17 protein-coding genes are annotated in these 16,536 nt (G+C 67.7%); 11 read left to right on the top strand and 6 right to left on the bottom strand.

Features of this window, described 5'->3' with window-relative positions:
- Nucleotides 1-110: 110 nt before the first annotated feature.
- The 8 genes from VFB33_00960 to VFB33_00925 all read left to right on the top strand — a co-directional run bounded on the left by VFB33_00960 (nucleotide 111) and on the right by VFB33_00925 (nucleotide 8,968).
- A complete protein-coding gene (locus tag VFB33_00960) occupies nucleotides 111-1,715 on the top strand; it encodes a DHA2 family efflux MFS transporter permease subunit (GenBank protein ID HZO80237.1) in 1,605 nt (534 codons plus the stop codon).
- Between the two features lie 213 nt (nucleotides 1,716-1,928).
- Nucleotides 1,929-2,918, top strand: a complete 990-nt coding sequence (gene thiL, locus VFB33_00955; GenBank protein ID HZO80236.1) for a thiamine-phosphate kinase — start codon at nucleotides 1,929-1,931, stop codon at nucleotides 2,916-2,918.
- A complete protein-coding gene (locus VFB33_00950; protein HZO80235.1) occupies nucleotides 2,885-4,144 on the top strand; it encodes a hemolysin family protein in 1,260 nt (419 codons plus the stop codon). Before thiL ends, VFB33_00950 begins: the two co-directional genes overlap by 34 nt.
- Complete coding sequence (locus VFB33_00945) at nucleotides 4,126-5,409, top strand: hemolysin family protein (GenBank protein HZO80234.1); 1,284 nt, start codon at nucleotides 4,126-4,128, stop codon at nucleotides 5,407-5,409. Before VFB33_00950 ends, VFB33_00945 begins: the two co-directional genes overlap by 19 nt.
- Complete coding sequence (larB, locus tag VFB33_00940; GenBank protein ID HZO80233.1) at nucleotides 5,406-6,179, top strand: nickel pincer cofactor biosynthesis protein LarB; 774 nt, start codon at nucleotides 5,406-5,408, stop codon at nucleotides 6,177-6,179. The genes VFB33_00945 and larB overlap by 4 nt, the downstream gene beginning before the upstream one ends.
- Entirely contained in the window at nucleotides 6,176-7,504 is a 1,329-nt protein-coding gene (locus VFB33_00935; GenBank protein ID HZO80232.1) for an AarF/UbiB family protein, read from the top strand. Before larB ends, VFB33_00935 begins: the two co-directional genes overlap by 4 nt.
- On the top strand, nucleotides 7,480-8,406 hold the full coding sequence (locus tag VFB33_00930; protein HZO80231.1) for a hypothetical protein: 927 nt from the start codon (nucleotides 7,480-7,482) through the stop codon (nucleotides 8,404-8,406). The genes VFB33_00935 and VFB33_00930 overlap by 25 nt, the downstream gene beginning before the upstream one ends.
- Nucleotides 8,407-8,431: 25 nt before the next feature.
- Nucleotides 8,432-8,968, top strand: coding sequence for a hypothetical protein (locus VFB33_00925; GenBank protein ID HZO80230.1), 537 nt, complete (start codon nucleotides 8,432-8,434; stop codon nucleotides 8,966-8,968).
- A gap of 24 nt (nucleotides 8,969-8,992) precedes the next feature.
- On the opposite strand, the gene VFB33_00920 is transcribed toward VFB33_00925, so the two are convergent.
- Together VFB33_00920 and VFB33_00915 are read right to left on the bottom strand one after the other, a co-directional pair.
- Nucleotides 8,993-9,727: an FAD-dependent oxidoreductase gene (locus VFB33_00920; protein HZO80229.1), complete on the bottom strand. Its 735-nt coding sequence runs from the start codon at nucleotides 9,725-9,727 to the stop codon at nucleotides 8,993-8,995.
- A 61-nt stretch (nucleotides 9,728-9,788) separates the two neighbouring features.
- Entirely contained in the window at nucleotides 9,789-10,172 is a 384-nt protein-coding gene (locus VFB33_00915; protein ID HZO80228.1) for a 2Fe-2S iron-sulfur cluster-binding protein, read from the bottom strand.
- Nucleotides 10,173-10,291: 119 nt separating this feature from the next.
- On the opposite strand from VFB33_00915, the gene lexA reads away from it, so the two are divergent.
- Complete coding sequence (gene lexA, locus VFB33_00910; protein ID HZO80227.1) at nucleotides 10,292-10,900, top strand: transcriptional repressor LexA; 609 nt, start codon at nucleotides 10,292-10,294, stop codon at nucleotides 10,898-10,900.
- A 29-nt stretch (nucleotides 10,901-10,929) separates the two neighbouring features.
- Here the strand turns inward: lexA and VFB33_00905 are convergent, their stop codons facing one another.
- Together VFB33_00905 and VFB33_00900 are read right to left on the bottom strand one after the other, a co-directional pair.
- Nucleotides 10,930-11,796 (bottom strand): HAMP domain-containing sensor histidine kinase, encoded by an 867-nt coding sequence (locus VFB33_00905; protein HZO80226.1) that lies wholly within the window; start codon nucleotides 11,794-11,796, stop codon nucleotides 10,930-10,932.
- Between the two features lie 232 nt (nucleotides 11,797-12,028).
- A complete protein-coding gene (locus tag VFB33_00900; protein HZO80225.1) occupies nucleotides 12,029-12,232 on the bottom strand; it encodes a hypothetical protein in 204 nt (67 codons plus the stop codon).
- Between the two features lie 154 nt (nucleotides 12,233-12,386).
- On the opposite strand from VFB33_00900, the gene VFB33_00895 reads away from it, so the two are divergent.
- A complete protein-coding gene (locus VFB33_00895) occupies nucleotides 12,387-13,268 on the top strand; it encodes a carbon-nitrogen hydrolase (GenBank protein HZO80224.1) in 882 nt (293 codons plus the stop codon).
- Nucleotides 13,269-13,318: 50 nt separating this feature from the next.
- On the top strand, nucleotides 13,319-14,368 hold the full coding sequence (locus VFB33_00890; GenBank protein ID HZO80223.1) for an agmatine deiminase family protein: 1,050 nt from the start codon (nucleotides 13,319-13,321) through the stop codon (nucleotides 14,366-14,368).
- 206 nt (nucleotides 14,369-14,574) lie between these two features.
- Here VFB33_00890 and VFB33_00885 read toward each other — a convergent pair whose 3' ends face one another.
- Entirely contained in the window at nucleotides 14,575-15,420 is an 846-nt protein-coding gene (locus VFB33_00885) for a nucleoside phosphorylase (protein HZO80222.1), read from the bottom strand.
- 70 nt (nucleotides 15,421-15,490) lie between these two features.
- The coding region (locus VFB33_00880) for a hypothetical protein (GenBank protein HZO80221.1) at nucleotides 15,491-16,536 on the bottom strand (1,046 nt) is incomplete at its 5' end.

Here is a 16,536-nt window from a genome sequence, read left to right as displayed (position 1 = left end):
GTCCGTGCTCGCGAGGAACGTTCACGTTCCATTGGCCTCTTAGGTTCGTCGCACAAGTTCCGCGGCGCCGCGAGTTCCAGCGCGCCGGCACCGTATAGCAGCGACCTTCGATGGCTGAAGCCGCACCGCTGGAAGCGTCCGCGCAGGCGCCGGTTTACGCCGGCGGCACGCTCAAATGGCTGATCGCGGTCGCGGTCATCCTGTGCACCATCCTCGAGGTCCTCGACAGCTCGATCGTCAACGTCGCCCTGCCGCACATGCAGGGCAGCTTTTCGGCCAGCGTGGACGAAGTGACCTGGGTGGTGACGACCTACCTCGTCTCGGCCGGCATCATGATCCCGACCACCGGCTGGATCGCCGGCCAATTCGGGCGCAAGAACTACTTCCTCATCTCGATCGTCACCTTCGTCATCTCATCGGCGATGTGCGGAGCGGCGCAGACGCTCGACCAGATGGTGGCGTTCCGCTTTTTGCAGGGGATCGCGGGGGCGGCGATGATGCCGTTGTCGCAGGCGATCTTGATGGAGACCTTTCCGCCCAACGAACAGGCGCTGGCGATGGCCATGTGGGGGCTGGGGCTGATGGTCGCGCCGATCATGGGGCCGACGGTGGGCGGTTGGATCACCGACAACTGGAACTGGCGCTGGAACTTCTACATCAACGTCCCGATCGGCATCGCCGCCGCGCTGATGGTCTATACCTTCGTCGTCGATCCGCCGTACTTGCGTCGGCTCAAGGGCAAGGGCGGCGCCGACTACCTGGGAATCCTATGCCTGGTACTGGCGCTGGGGCTGGGCGAGATCGTGATGGACCGCGGCGAGCGCGCCGACTGGTTCCAGTCGGCCTGGGTCTGCTACTTCTCGGCGATCGCGCTCACTGCCTTCGTGGTGCTGGCCGTCCACGAATGGCGCCTGCCCAATCCGATTCTCCAGGTTCGCCTCATCACCAACCGCAACTTCGCCATCCCGACCCTGCTCCTGATCATCCTGACCTTCACCGCCTACGGGATGCAGATTCTCAACCCGGTCTTCCTCCAGGAGCTGCTCGGTTACACGGCGTGGAAGGCGGGGTTGGCGATGGCGCCGCGCGGGATCGGCGTGATGGCGTCGATGTTCCTGCTGGGCGGGCTGGCGCGCCGCGGCTACCGGACCCATCCGCTGGTTTACCTCGGCTTCACCCTGATCGCCTTGTCGCAGTGGGAGTTGGCGGGACTCGACCTCACGATGAGCATCACGAACTTCATCTGGCCGACCGTGATCCAGGGAATCGGGATGGGCCTGATCTTTCCGACCCTGTCGGCCGCCGCGCTGAGCTCGGTGCCGCGCGAGAACATGGGTTACGCGGCGAGTTTCTACTCGATGGTGCGCAACATCGGGGCCTCAATCGGGACCTCGACCCTGACCACCTACCTCACCCGCCTCCAACAAACCCGCCAGGCCTACCTCGTGCAACACATCACAGTGTTCGAGGTCTGGGGCCTCGGCGCGCGCGCACGGATGCCGGGCGCGCCGCGTTTCGATTACATGCAACAGATCATCTCGGGTCAGAAGCAGGGGCTGGCGATGCTCTACGGGCGGGTGCAAGCGCAGGCGATGATGCTGTCGCTCAACGACATCTACCGCTCGCTGTGCTACCTGATGGCGGTCGCGCTGGTCATCACGTACTTTCTGCCGCGCAATCAAGCGGCGCGCGGCGCGGGCGCGGGCGGCCATTGAATCCGCGCGGCCATCGACCGAGCACCGGCCGTCTGTCGCATGCAAGCAGCGTCGCTGTAAGGGATTGTTGGCAGCCCGCGCCCGCTTGCCCGTGTTGCGTCAATGCTCTAGCGTGGTTCGTGTCCGTTCAACATCCAATTTCGCCGCCTGGAAACCAATACGACAGACGTCCCTGACGACTCCCCCAGCGCCGCCCAACGCTCGGCGCGCCCCGTGAGCAGCCCGCCCGGAGAATTCGCGCTCATCGAACGATTGCTCAGCCGGCTCGGTCGGCCGCGCCGCGCCATCCTCGGGCCCGGCGACGATTGCGCAATCCTTCGCCCCACCCGGGCGCGCCAGCTGTTCACCATCGACTCCCTCGTTGAGGGCGTGCACTTCCGGCTCACCTGGGGCACGCCGGAGGAACTGGGCGCGCGCGCGTTGACCGTCAACCTGAGCGATATCGCCGCGATGGGCGGCGTACCCACAGCGGCGGTCGTCAACCTCGCGGTGCGGAGCGGTCTGAACCTGGCCTTCTTCGAACGGATATATAAAGGGTTGGGCGCCGCCGCGAGGGCGTCGGGGGTCGAGGTGGTGGGCGGCAACGTCACCCGCGCGGATCAACTCGCAATAACGATCGCGCTGCTCGGCGAGGTGCGCGGGGGTGCGATGCGCCGCGACACAGCCCGCCCGGGGGACACGATTTACGTGACCGGCACGCTGGGCGACGCCGCCGCCGGCCTGCGAATCCTCAGCCGGCGGCTGCACGGGCGCGGCGCGGCGCGCGTTTTTCTCGTCGGGCGAATGCTGCGGCCGACCGCCCGGCTTAAAGCCGGACAGCGCCTGGCGCAAATCCGTCCCGCGCCGGCAGCGATCGACATCAGCGACGGACTCTGGCAGGACCTCGGCCACATCCTCGAACGCAGCGGCGTCGGCGCGGAGATCGACGCCTCTGCGCTGCCGCTCTCGGACGCCTACCGGGCGACGGTCGGCGACGATCCCGCGCTCGCGCTCGGCGGCGGCGATGACTACGAGCTGCTGTTCTGCCTGCGCCGCGAGCTTGCGCCATCCGCGCTCAGCCGTCGGCTCGGCGTGATGGTCACTCGCATCGGGCGCATAACGGCAGCGCGCGGCGCGACGCTGGTCGGAACCGACGGCGCGCGCGGGCGGCGTATTCCCGCGGTCGCCGGATGGGATCAGCTGCGTTCGCGCTCGGGAGCGTAGAGTCGTCGGCGATGCTGCTCCTGCTCGTCATCGTACTGCTTGGGATAAGCGCCCTGCTGGCCGCCTCCGAAACCGCGCTCTTCGCGCTGGCGCGGATGCAATTCACGCGGGCGCGGCTGGGCGAACCGGTCGCCCACGCGGTCGAATCGCTGCTGCGCCGCCCGCTCGAGTCGCTCGTCGTCATCATCGGTATCAACGAGGCGATCAACGTCTTCGCCGAATGTCTGGCGACGGCTTTTCTGCTGAGCTGGCTGGGCCCGCCGGGCGGATGGGTCTCGGTGCCGGTGATGTTCACAATGGTGCTGCTGCTCGCCGACATCACGCCCAAGACGTTGGCGCTCGGCTTCCCCGCGGCGGTGGCGCGCCTGACCGCGCGGCCGCTGGCCGCGATCGCCGGCATACTCCATCCGGTGGCGCAGGTGTTCATTCCCGAGGAGGCAGTGCCGACGGCGCCGCTCTCCGAGAGCGAGTTCAAGGCGCTCCTGACCCAGGGCGAGCAGGTGGGCGAGGTCGAGCCCGGCGAACGCGCGATGATCGACAAAGTCTTCGCCTTCGGCGGGCGCCGCGTCGCCGAGATCATGACGCCGCGCGAGCGGATCTTCGCGCTTGACGCCGACACCCCGCCGGAGCGGCTGCTGGCCGAGGTCGCCCACGGCCACTACTCGCGGGTGCCGGTTTACCGCGGCGACCCGAACAATATCGTGGGCGTGCTGCGCGCCAAGGAGCTGGTCGCGCGCCGGCTGGAAGCCATGCCGCCGCGCCTGGAGCGGCTCATTCGCAAGCCCTACTTCGTACCACCGGGTAAGACCCTGGGCGAATTGTTCGAGGAGATGCGCCGCGAGCGCATTCAGATCGCCTTCGTCGTTGACGAGTACGGCCGCCTGCTCGGCCTGGTCACGCTCGAAGACCTGCTCGAGGAGCTCTTCGGCGAGCTGCGTGACGAATTCGAAATCGACGGTCCCGAGCTGACCCAGATCGGCGAGGGTGAATGGCTGGCCGCCGGCACCACCAGCCTGAGCCGCCTGGCCCAGGCGCTCGACGGCGCCGACGCCTTCGCCCCCCGCGGCCACGAACGCACGCTAAGCTCGCTTGTCCTGCGCCGGCTCGGCCGGGTGCCGCAACCGGGCGAGCGTCTGCGCTTGGACGGCTTCGAGGCGGGAGTGGAAAAGGTGCGCGGCGCGACCGTCGAGCTGGTGAGACTTAAACGATGCAGCCCGGCGAAGTAATCGCAGCGATCGCGCTTTGCCTGCTGATCCAGGCCTTCTTCGCCGCCAGCGAGATCGCGATCGTCGTGACCGACGAGATCAAGCTGCGCGCGGCGGGCCAACGCGGCGGCCGGCCGGCCGCGGTGTTGCTCACCCTGCTCCAGCGCCGCGAGCGTATCCTCGCCCTGACCTTGACCGGAGTGAACCTCGCGACCGTAATTGCGGCCAGCGTGCTCACCACGTCCCTGCACGCGGTCAGCCCCGCGAGCGCCTTCTTCGCACCCTTCATCCTCGCCCCGCTCAGTCTGCTGCTGGGCGAATCGCTACCAAAGCTGCTGGCCTTTCGCCGACCGGCCGGTTTTGCCCATCTGGCGGCGCGCCCGCTGCGCGCGCTGGAGGCCATCTTCTGGCCGCTGCTCGAGGCCGAGACGGTGCTAGGGCGTTGGCTACGCAGGGCAGCCGGCGTCCCCCCTGAGGCGCACGGCGTCTTCATTACGCGCGAGGATCTGGCTGTGCTGGTGCGCTCGCTCGGCGAGCAGCCGCAGCCCGCCGAGGACGCCATCCTGCCAACCGAGCGCCAGATGATAAGCCGCATCTTTCGCTTCACCCGCGCCGAGGCGCGCCAGGCGATGGTGCCGCTGATACGGGTGGAGGCGGTGCCGCTGGAAACCACGCTGGCCGAGGCAATCGAGGTCGTGCGCCGCAGCGGCTTCAGCCGCATCCCGGTCTTCGACCAGCGCATCGTCAATATCGTGGGCGTGCTCCACGTCTTCGACCTGCTTGAAGCACCCGACCTCAGCCGGCCGGTCAAAGAGGTGATGCGCCAGGTGGGCTATTTCGCCGAATCCACCCCGCTCGACGAGATCCTGCTGGTTTTCCAGCGCACCGGGCAGAACCTCGGCGTGGTCGTGGACGAGTACGGCGGCGCCTCCGGCATCCTCACCCTCGAGGATCTGCTCGAGGAGATCGTCGGCGAAATCGAAGAAGAGCACGCTGCGGGCGAGGAGCTGATGCGGGTGATAGGCCCGCGCTCGCTGGCGGCCTCGGGCCGCGCACCGGTGGCTGAACTCAACGAGCGCTTCGGGCTCAAGCTACCCGAAAGCGGCGAGTATGCTACCATCGGCGGGCTCGTGGTCGAACGTCTCGGTCATATTCCGCGTCCCGGCGAACAGCTCAAGGCAGGCGGTGCGACGCTGACGGTGGTGCGCGCCGACGCCCGCGCCGTGCGCGAGGTGGTGATTACGCCGGCGCGGCCGTTGTCACCTGAACAGGCGCGGCGGCGATGACCGAAGAGCGTCTGCGCCGGCTCCTGCAGCGCGTCGCGGCGGGCCGCGTGAGCGCGCCCGCCGCCCTGGAACGCCTGCGTCATATGCCTTTCGAGGACCTCGGTTTCGCCCGCATCGACCACCATCGCGCGCTGCGCCGCGGCATCCCGGAGGTTATCTTCGGCGAGGGCAAGAGCGCGGCGCAGATCGCGGCGATCGGCGCGCGCATCGCGGACTCCGGCGCAGGCCTCGTGGTCACCCGCCTCGACCCTGACAAGGCGCGCGCGGTGCGCCGTCGCCTGCGCCGGCTGACCTATTATCCCGAGGCCCGCATCGGCGCGATCGCCGGGCGCCGCCGTCCCGCCCCCCGCGGTCACGGCTCAATAATGGTGATCAGCGCGGGAACCTCCGACCTCCCAGTCGCCGAAGAGGCCGCGCTGTGCGCCGAGATGTTTGGCAACCGGGTAATGCGGCTGTACGACGTCGGCGTCGCCGGCATCCATCGCCTGACCGCCAACCTCGCGCGCCTGCGCTCGGCGGCGGTGCTGATCGTGGTCGCAGGGATGGAAGGCGCGCTGCCCTCGGTGGTGGCGGGGCTGCTCGACAAGCCGGTGATCGCGGTGCCAACCAGCGTCGGCTACGGGGCCGCCTTTGGCGGGGTGACCGCGCTGCTCGGGATGCTCAACGCGTGCGCGAGCGGGATCACCGTGGTCAACATCGACAACGGCTTCGGCGCGGCGCTCGCGGCCACGCTGGTCAACCGGGTCGGGATGGCACGCGGCGAGGGATGAGCGAGAAGCCGCGCAAGGCGATCACCTCCGGGCGCACCCGCCGGGCGGTCAAGATCGGCGGCCTAGTCTCGCAGGTCAGCTCCAGCTACCTGTGGACCTCGCTGCGCAAGCCCTTTCTCGACCACGACCGCCACGAACGCGAGCTGCTCGAAACCCACATCCGCAACGCGCGCCGGATCGTCGAGAGCTCCAAGCAGCTTCGCGGCGCGTTCATGAAGCTGGTGCAGATGCTGTCGATGCGCGACGACCTGCTGCCCGCCGAGGCCATCGACCTGCTCAAGACCACCCGCGCCGGAGTCCCCCCGATGGACTACGCGATGATCGCACAGCAGGTCCGGCGCGAACTCGGCAAGCGCCCCGAGCAGCTCTTTTCAGGCTTCGAGCCGACGGCCTTCGCCGCTGCCTCGCTCGGCCAGGTCCATCGCGCACGCCTGCGCACCGGCGAGGAGGTCGCGGTCAAGGTCCAGTACCCGGGAATCGATGCCACCGTGCGCCAGGATCTCGGCAACCTCAAGTTGCTCCTGCGCACGCTCCAGGCGATCGCGGGCGACCTGATGCGCCAGAAAATCGACACCCGCACCATCTACAAGGAACTCGAGGAGCGGCTGGTCGAGGAGCTCGACTACCGCATCGAGGCGCGCAACACGATGGAGTTCCACCGGCTCTACGCCGACGATGCCGAGGTGATGGTGCCGCGGGTCTTCTCCGACCTGAGCTCGCGCCGCGTGCTGACCATGACCTACCTCGACGGCTATCATCTCTCGGACCTGATGAACCCCGTCGCGGACTTTGAGCTGCGCAAGTGGGTCGCGCGCAAGTATTACTCGCTCATCTGGCGCCAACTCCTGGAGTTCGGCGTGCTTCACACCGATCCCCATCCCGGCAACTACCTCGTTACCCATCATCCCCGCATCTGCATCCTCGACTTCGGTTCGATTCGCCACTATTCCGAGGCGATCCGCCGCGCCCATCTGCAATTCGCCCGCGCACTGGTCGCCGGCGACGACCGCGCGATCGGACAGGCGATGGTCAAGCTGGGTTACCTGGACCGCGATCAGGACCCGCGCCCGATGGTGGAGGCGATCCACATCATGTTCGAGCCGATCCTCGTCGACCGCCCCTACGGCCCCGAGGAATACGACATGATCGGCAAGGCGGCGCAGGTAGGTGAGATCGCCTTTCGCCACAAGCTCTACAAGTCGCCCGCGCACGGGATCTTCACCGCGCGCGCGCTGGTCGGGCTGGACGGGATCATGCGCGGCCTCGGCGTGCGCGCCAACTATCACCGATGGTTTGCCGAATGCGTCGCGCGGGTGCGCAACTGAAGCCGGCGCACTCGCACGCCGCCGGGCGGGTGGCCGGCGCGGCCAGGATCAGTCCCGCGGCGCCGCCGCTCGATGCGCTCGAGCGCCATCGCGACCACCATTTCCGCCGCCTCCCCCATCGCCGCATCAGCGGCGAGCACGCCGCGCTCAGGTTTATCGAGGAGGTCGGCTTCTGCGCGGCGTTCACGGCCGGCATGGGCGTGCCGTGCCTGCGCGAGGCGATCGAGGGCCGGCGCGAGCCCCCGCTGCCCGAGCATATCCAGCACGATCGCGCGATCATCATGACCTGGAACATCAAGGACAGCCTGCCCGCGCGCAAGCTGGTGTACTACGGCAAGGTGCTGGGCGGACGGCCGAGCTTCATCGCGCGCGACCTGCTCGCCGCCTTTCTGCGGCTGCGCGCCGAGCCGCGCGGCTACCGCGCGCTGTACGAGCGCGGGATGCTCTCGCATTGCGCGCGACTGGTGATGGACGCGCTCAGCCGGCGCGGCGCGGCTGAGACCAAGGCGCTCAAGCTCAGCGCCGGCTACGCGCAGCCGAAAATGCGTGCCGAGTTCGACCGCGCGATGAAGGAGTTGCAGGAGAAGTTTCTCGCGCTCAAGGTCGAAGAGCGCTACGACCCTTTTACGTACGTGTGGGACACGATGGAGCATCGATGGGGCGAGGCGCTGCGCGAGGCGCGCGCGCTGGCGCGCGCCGAGGCCGCCTACCGGATCGTGCGCCGCTACTTCGAGATCGCGGGCTTCGGCAACGAACGCGCGCTCGCGCGCGTGCTCGCGCTCGAACCGGCGCTGGTGGAAGGCGCGGCACGCCGCCTGGAGCGCGAGCGCAGAGTGCGGCGCGCAACGCGAATCGACGGCCTCGTTGGCGAGTTCTGCGTCCTCACAGATCTAGTCGGCTGAGTTCGGACCGAATCGGGAGGTTGACATGCGGGCGAGCGGGAATCGTGCGGCGGTCGCCGTGGCGCTGGTTGCCGGTGCGATTGGAGGAGCGCTGTCGGCGCGGCTGTGGCCCGCGCCGCGCTCGGCGATGGCGGCCGGGCCGCAGGCGCTGGCGGGTATCACGGCGCGCCGGTTCGAGGTGATGGACGAGCAGGGCAACGCACGCGCCCGGCTGTTCGTCTCGCCCGACGGACTGGCGCAGCTCGCGATGTACGATCAGCAGGGCATCGAGCGCGCCGCCCTGGCCGTCAGCAGGGAGGGCACCACGCTGCTCCAGATGTCGGGCGACGACGGCAAGCCGCGGCTGGCGGCGAACGTCGTGATGCGCGGCGGGCCGGCCGCCTTCACCCTGTTCAATCCCGACGGCAGCGACGCTGCGGCAATTACCATGAGCAAAGACGAGCGCGCGCTGCTGCTCGCCGACGGTAGCGGCAAGGCGCGCGTGCGCCTGGACCTCGAGGCGGGCGCAGCCGCGCTGACCTTCTACGACAAGGACGGCAAGCCGCTGAAGAAGCTGCCCTGACTTACGCGCAGGCTGCGGCTGCGCTTACCACTGCTCGTAGCGGACGGCGCGGCGTTCGTAGCCCGCGCCGCGCAAAAGATCGCGCAGCCTGAGCACGCCCTTGCCAACTCCGCATACATAGAATTCCCGCGCGCGCTCGGCATCCGCCGCAACCCATCGCCGCTCGGCCTCGGCCACGATCCGGTCGTAAAGCCCGACGGCCGGCGCGACGAGCGGCGCGTAATCCAGCCCCGCCGCGGCCCACGCCGCGATTTCGCCGCGGTAGAGGAGATGCTCTTCGTCGGGCGCGGCGTACAGCAGATGAAGCGGCGAGGGGCGCGCGGCTTTCAGCGCGCGGTGAATCATCGGACGAATCGGCGCGATCGCGGTCCCCTCGGCGATAAAGATGCATTCGCGCTCGGGTGGCCGCTCCATCGTGAACGCCCCGAATGGCCCGGTGAACTCGAGCACGTCGCCGAGCTTGCGCTCGAAGAGGTAGCTTACGCCCGCGCCACCCGGCACCCGGTTGAAACAAATCTCGAACTCGTCGGTGGCTTTCTCGTGAGCGGAAGCGATCGTGTACGGGCGCACGCGGGTCTCGTCGGAAAGCTTGAGCAAGATCGAGATGAACTGGCCGGGGACAACGGCGAGCCTCGCCCCTTCCTCGATACGCAAAAACAGCGAGCGCGTATCGGCGTTGTGATCGAGCATCCGCGCAAGGCGCGCGCGATAGAGCGGGCGGCGCCCCGGCGCGCTCGTCGAAGCCCCGAGCTCAGCCATCGTCGTCGGCCATCATCACAAGGTTGCTGGAAGCGTTGCGGGGTCTCCGCCGCCGCCCCACCTACGGTTCGGGCTTGGGCGCGCTCTCGCCGACAAGGTTGATCGTGTAGCGCGGCACCACGACCACGATCTCGGCGGCCGGATCCTCGATCACCGCCTGGCATCCGAGGCGCGAGGTCGGCGTCAGCCCGGGCGCTCGATCGAGCATGTCCTCCTCCTGCTCGCTAGGTTCGGAGAGCCGATTAAGCCCGGATTTGACGATCACGTGGCAGGTCGTGCAGGCGCAGTTGCCCCCACAGGCGTGCTCCAGGTGGACGCCGTGGCCGAGCAGGACGTCAAGAATCGAACCCGGCCGTCCGTCATGCTGGAAGGGGGCGTCAGCGGGGTTGAACTCGATTACCCGCTCGGGCTCGCCGCTCTCGAAGATGACGCGAATGGTCGCCATCGCCTAACCAGTGGATCAGTTTTCTACGCACAATACGAGAGCGGCTGAAATCGGCGCTTGCGTATTCGCCTGATTTTCGCCATCATGGTTTCGGGTACCCGCAACCGAGGAGGTTGAGGATGGCCACGCTGACCAAACGGCAGAAGCAGCTCGTCGACTATCTGGAGAATTATATCAACGAGCACGGCTATGCGCCTACGCTGAGCGAGATCGGCCAGTACTTTGGGCTGTCCTCGCTGGCCACGGTCCACAAACATCTACACAACCTCGAACAGAAGGGCTTCATCAAGCGCATCCACAACCACAGCCGCGCGCTTGAGATAGCCGGTGAAAGCAAAGGACGGGCGGCGCGCGAGTTGCGTCTGGTCGGCACTGTCGCCGCGGGCACGCCGATCGAGGCGGTCGAGGGTAGCGATACGATAAGCGTGCCCGAAGAGTTCGTGCGCCGCGACAACACATTCTGTCTGCGGGTGAAGGGCGAGTCGATGATCGACGAGGGTATCCGCGACGGCGATTACATCATCGTCGAAGGGCGGGACGCCGCGAACCCGGGTGAGACGGTGGTCGCGCTAATCGGCGACGAAGCCACGGTCAAGAAGTACTACCCCGAGCAGGGCGGCCAGATTCGCCTGCAACCGGCCAACGCCACGATGGACCCGATCTTCGTGCGCGAGGACGACCTGCGGATCCGCGGCGTGGTGGTCGGCCTTATGCGTCACTACCGCTAGCGGCACGGCCGCCGCCTTCCGAGCAGCGCCTAAAGAAACGCCGCCGACGCAACTGCATCCGGCTCTCGCACCCGCCTCGGCGGCGGTGCGAGCGCGTGGACTGCGGAGCGCTCGTGCCCTGCCGCGCGGTTGTTCCCGCGCCTGCCGGTTGCGCGCTCAACCGAGGATCCAGGGCCAGGAATCCGTACGATAAAGCGCGAGCCGTGACCCGGCGTCGAGCTTATCTCGACCGTGGCGCCGAGCGCGTGGGCGTTGCGATGGACCACCGCAAGTCCCAGCCCCAGGCCGCGATGCTGGCGTGTATTGGAGTGTGAAAGCTGTGCGAAAGGCCGCGAGGCAAGCTTGATCAGCCCCGGTGCGATCCCAGTCCCGGTGTCCGCGACTTCGATCTCGACCCCGCGCCCGCCCGCCGTGCGACTTATCCGCACCGTCACCCTTCCGTGGTCAGTGTACTTGATCGCGTTGAGCACGAGGTTGGAGAGAATCAAGCGCAGCGGCCGACGCGGAACCTCGAGCGTGGGCGGCGCGTCATTCAGATCGAACTTCAACTCGACCGCCTTGCCCGTCCGCGCCGCTTCGAGCGCCGGCGTGAGATCGTTGATCATGCCGCTCAGCGATATCTGCTCCTGCACGCGCCTTAGGTCCCCCGCTTCGCCCAGCACGAACTCCATGATGTTGTCCACAGTGTGCGAGAGTTCGTGCAGGCTGACGTTCATCCGCTCGAGCATCTCGCGCGGCTCGGACTCGAGCCCGTCGGCCCACTCATCACGCAGAATTTCGAGATAGCCGAGCAGTACTTGCAGCGGAGTGCGCAATTCATGGGCGAGATTGGCCAAGGCTTCCAGGCGCGGGGCCGCGCGCCTGCGCCGCAGGCCCGCCGTTCGCCGACGCTCCACCCGTCGCGTTGCCGAGGAATCCGAGCGGACCCGAGATGAAGTTTTCCGCGCCATAGGCATCCTTTTTTTTGCCCCTGCTTCGCATCGAAGGGCGCAGCCTTGGGCAAAGCTGAGGCGAATTCACATCTCGCAGCCTAGCCCGGGCGGTCGGGATGCCCAACTCGAAAACCGCCCGGAAAGCGGCCAAAAATCGCCTATATTACTAGGAAAAACCGCCTAGGCGAGCAGACGCTCAGCAGCATCGGCGAGGACCGTCGCTGCGCCTGCCGAGCGCCGACTTCACCGCGCGTACGCGCTCGTCGCGCGAGCGCGCCTCCGCACCGACACCGTTCAGCCGGCGTATCTCGGCTACGACGGCGGCCGCCGCAGCGCGTGTCGCGTCGGCCAGCCGCGCAAGCGTCGCGCGCAGCAGCCATAGCCGCTCTCTACTAGCCATGCGTAGCTCGGACACTGCCCGATCTTAGTTCCTTGCCGCAGATAGGCCAACGACGCAGCGTCGCCACCTGCACACATACGAAGTGACAATTGCGCGTTCGCCGCGAGCGCACTGGCTGGCAGCGGCCGCGCATGGTTGCTATCAAGGTAGGGTCATGGCCTCCCAGCAGCGTCAGCCGCCCCTTCGAATCGCGCTTGTGCAGATGAGTTGCGCGGAGGATCCGCGGCTCAATCTCGACAAGGCCGTGGCGAAGATCGAAGAGGCGGCGACGCACGGTGCGCGTGTCGTCTGTCTCCAGGAGCTTTTCCGCTCGCGCTACTTCTGCCAAGCCGAAGAGGTGCGCAACTTCGATCTCGCCGAGCCGATCCCGGGACCGACCACCCAGGCGCTGGGCGAGCTCGCCGCCGCGCACCGCGTCGTGATCGTCGGCTCGGTGTTCGAGCGTCGCGCCGAGGGCGTGTACCACAACACGGCCGTCGTGCTTGACGCCGACGGACGGCTCGTCGGCCGCTACCGCAAGATGCATATACCGGACGACCCTCACTACTACGAAAAGTTCTACTTCACGCCCGGCGACCTCGACTTCAGCGCGCATCGCACAGCGTACGCCACGGTTGGCGCGCTGGTGTGCTGGGATCAGTGGTTTCCCGAAGCAGCGCGGCTGGTCGCGCTCGCGGGCGCGCAGATCGTCTTCTACCCGACGGCGATCGGATGGGAGCGCGGCGAGGTTGAAACGGTGCGCCGCCGCCAGCTCCAGGCGTGGGAAACCGTCCAGCGCGGGCATGCGATCGCCAACGGGATGTTCGTCGCGGTGGTCAACCGCGTCGGCGCCGAAGACCGCCTTGAGTTCTGGGGCAACTCGTTCGTGGCCGACCCTTTCGGCGAAGTGATCGCGCGCGCCTCGTCGAACGCCGACGAGGTCCTGTACGCCGACTGCGATCTCAGCCAAATCGAGGAAACCCGGCGCAACTGGCCGTTCCTGCGCGACCGGCGAATCGACGCCTACGGCGACCTCCTGCGACGCTTCCGCTCCTGACCGTGAAAGTCGACAAACCCGGATCGCCGCGCCTGCCTGGGAGGTACCGGATGCCAGCCGAATGGGAACCCCATCGGGCGACCTACCTCGTCTGGCCGCACAACCGCGACACCTGGCCGGGCAAGTTCGACGCGATTGCACCGGTATTCGCCCGGATGGCGGCGGCGATCGCGAGCTTCGAGCCGCTGCGGCTGGTCGTGCGCGACGAAGAAATGGCGCAGTTGGCGCGCGAGATGCTCCTTGGCGCGGCGGATGCAGCCCCAGAGGTCGCACCCGGCGAGCTCCTGCGGCGCATCGAATTCGCGGTCGTCCCGACCAACGACTCGTGGGTGCGCGACTACGGGCCAATCTTCGTCAACCGCATCGCGGGCGGGGGCGCGCCCGCGCAAATCGCGCTCGACTTCAGCTTCAATTCGTGGGGCAAAAAATACGGCGCCTTCGACCTCGACGACGCAGTGCCGCGCCGGCTCGGCGAACGCTATGGTTTCGAGGTGATTGAGCCCGGCCTTGTGCTCGAAGGCGGCTCTATCGACGTAGACGGTGCGGGCACCGCGCTCACGACGGAGTCCTGTCTGCTCAACCCCAACCGCAATCCCGGGCTTGACCGCACCGAGCTCGAAGAGCGGCTCAAATACTGGCTCGGCGTGCGCGCCGTGTTATGGCTGGGCGCCGGAATCGCCGGCGACGACACCGACGGTCACGTCGATGACCTCGCGCGCTTTGTCGCGCCGGGTACGGTCGTGACCGTTATCGAAGATGACCCGCACGACGCGAACTACCCCGCGCTGGCGGAGAACCTGCACAGGCTGCGCGCGATGTGCGATGCCGACGGGCGGCCGCTCAAAGTCGAGACGCTGCCGATGCCGCCGGCGCTGTATTACGAAGGCACCCGGCTTCCCGCCTCGTACGCGAATTTCTACATCCTAAACGGCGGCGTGCTGATGCCGACTTTCGGATGCGCCGAGGACGCGACGGCGGCCGCGACGCTCGAGCGTCTGTTCCCCGGCCGCCGCGTAGTCGGAATCCCATCACGCGACCTGGTCTGGGGCCTGGGCGCGATCCACTGCCTCACCCAGCAGCACCCGCTGCCGCCCGAATAGTCCCGCTTCGGGCGAGCGTCGCGAACCCGTTCGTCAGACCGAATCGTTCAGTTGTCTTCCTGAGCGAAGTGAGCAACGCGAAGAAGCTTGGACTCTTCGCGCAAGCTAAGCGGGTTGCGGCCGCTGCGTCCGCGAAGCGCTCCTCAATTTCGCAAGACGCTCTCCTCTCGGTCAAAGCCGGTTCGTCCCACTTAGAGAAGAGCTGCTCAAAGCCGCAAGCAGGCCTCCGCGGCAAGATGGAAGATGCGCTCGCGCGCCTGATGGCGCATCCAGTCGCGATGGTTCCAGCGAGCGCCGCTCACGTCGTCAGCGGCGTAGAGAATCTGGCCGAATTCGACCCCGCGAAAGCGCGCCACCGCGAAAAACGCCGCCGCTTCCATCTCTACCGCGACGCAACCCTCGGCGCGTCGCCGGCGGATTCTGGCCGGGGTCTCGCGATAGACCGCGTCGGTGGTCCAGGTTTTGCCGAGCACGTAGGAGTGGCCGTGGCGGCGCAGCGTCTCCTTGATCGCGGCGAGCGCGCGCCGCGTGGGCCGCACCTCGCGCGCGGGCGGCAGGTAATGATACGAGGTTCCCTCGTCGCGCACGGCCGCGCGCGGCACCACGATATGGCCGACGGCGAGCCCGCCATCGAGCGCACCGGCGCCGCCGCAGGCAACGAACTTGCGTGCGCCGAGCGCGATCGCGCGTTCGACCCGCGCGGCGGCGATTGGCGCGCCGACCATTGGGTGGAACACCGCGAGCGGCCGCCCGCCGTAGTTCAGTTCGTAAAACACATATTCGCCCGCCTCGCTCTCGCCGCGGGTGAGTTCGCGCGCCCCCTCGGCAACGAGCTGCGCGATAACGTCGCGGAAGAAGCAGGGGACGCAATGCTCGGGAATGGCGATGCGGCGATGGACGCGCGAAGGCTCGATTACCGCGGCGCGCGAACGGTCGTATTCGAGGATCGGATGGAGACGTGCGACTGACTTCGCGCTCCGCGCCCGGGCAACGTCGCGTGCGCTCTTGACGATCCGGTTCCCAGCGCGGGGTTTGTCAGCCCTCCTCGTCACTTTCATATCGCTGGACAAACAGCTTCTCACGCAATCGGAGCGATGGCGAGGGCCTCGGGGTCTACGGTGATCACGGGAACATGCTCGGCGGCGCGGTGGCGTGGACCTCGGGAATTCCGGCGATCCGGGCCGCCGGCGAATCGGCGCGGGTGAAGAACGCGGCGACCGGATCGCGGTAAATCAGCCGCCATCCCTCCTGCTTCATCATGAAGCGATAAGGCGGCGTATCGGTCTGGAACAGGACGAAGTCATGCGGATAGCCGCCCAGCACGCGCGCAGCGCGCGCGCCGCCGCGCAGGAAGTCCAGATAGTCGGCCTGCACTTTGAGCGGATAGACCATCTCGAAGCGGCCGTCGATGAAGACACGCGAGCGCAGCCCGAGGTGCCAGAAGATATAGCTGCCCCAGATGAAGCGGTTGAGGATCCGGCCGGACAGCGCGTGGCGCTCCATGAAGGCGACCGCCCCTGCCGGGTAGCCGGTATATGCGGGGAGTCGGCTGGAGAAAATCCCGGCGTTCAGCGCGAGCGCGGCGGCAGCAGCCAGCGCTGCGATCTGGACGCCCGGCACGGCACGTATCGCCCCTGGCGCCCCCGGATCAGCAGCGGATACGGCTTTCGCTTGCGCAGTCTCCCCAGTCAGCTTCATCTGCCGCGCTGCCGCCAGCCGGCTGCTGCGCCGCAGTCGGGCTAGGGCGAGGTCGCAGTGAAACGCGACCGGGGAAGCGCAGGCGATCATCGCGAAGGCCGAGTTGCGTGCCGAGTAGAGCGCCAGCGCAACCATCATCGCAGCCACCGTCAGTTCAGGTAGATCGTCGGCGCTCGGGGCCAGTGCGAAGCTCACCGGCAACGCCCCCATTAGCGCCAACGCGAACAAAAGCGGCAAGGTCGGAGCGCCAGCGCGATAGAGTCCGCGTAGGACGCTCAGGAAAGTCTGGAATTCGGCGCCGACGCCCATCGTGTACGGATTGCGCAGCGTGTGCGCGACGATTCGCCATAGGTTCAGGCCGTAGGGGTTGAGCAGGGTAACCAGCGCGGCGCAGGTCGCGAGCGCGCCCAGCCGCAGCGCGCGGCCGGGTCCCCCGCCCTCCCACAGGTCCTGCGCCCCCAGCGCCGCCG

It is taken from the genome of Candidatus Binataceae bacterium (genome assembly GCA_035650475.1).
Lineage (GTDB): Bacteria > Desulfobacterota > Binatia > Binatales > Binataceae > JAKAVN01.
Note: the sequence above shows the minus strand (reverse complement) of the source record. Positions and strands in the feature narration are given on the sequence as shown.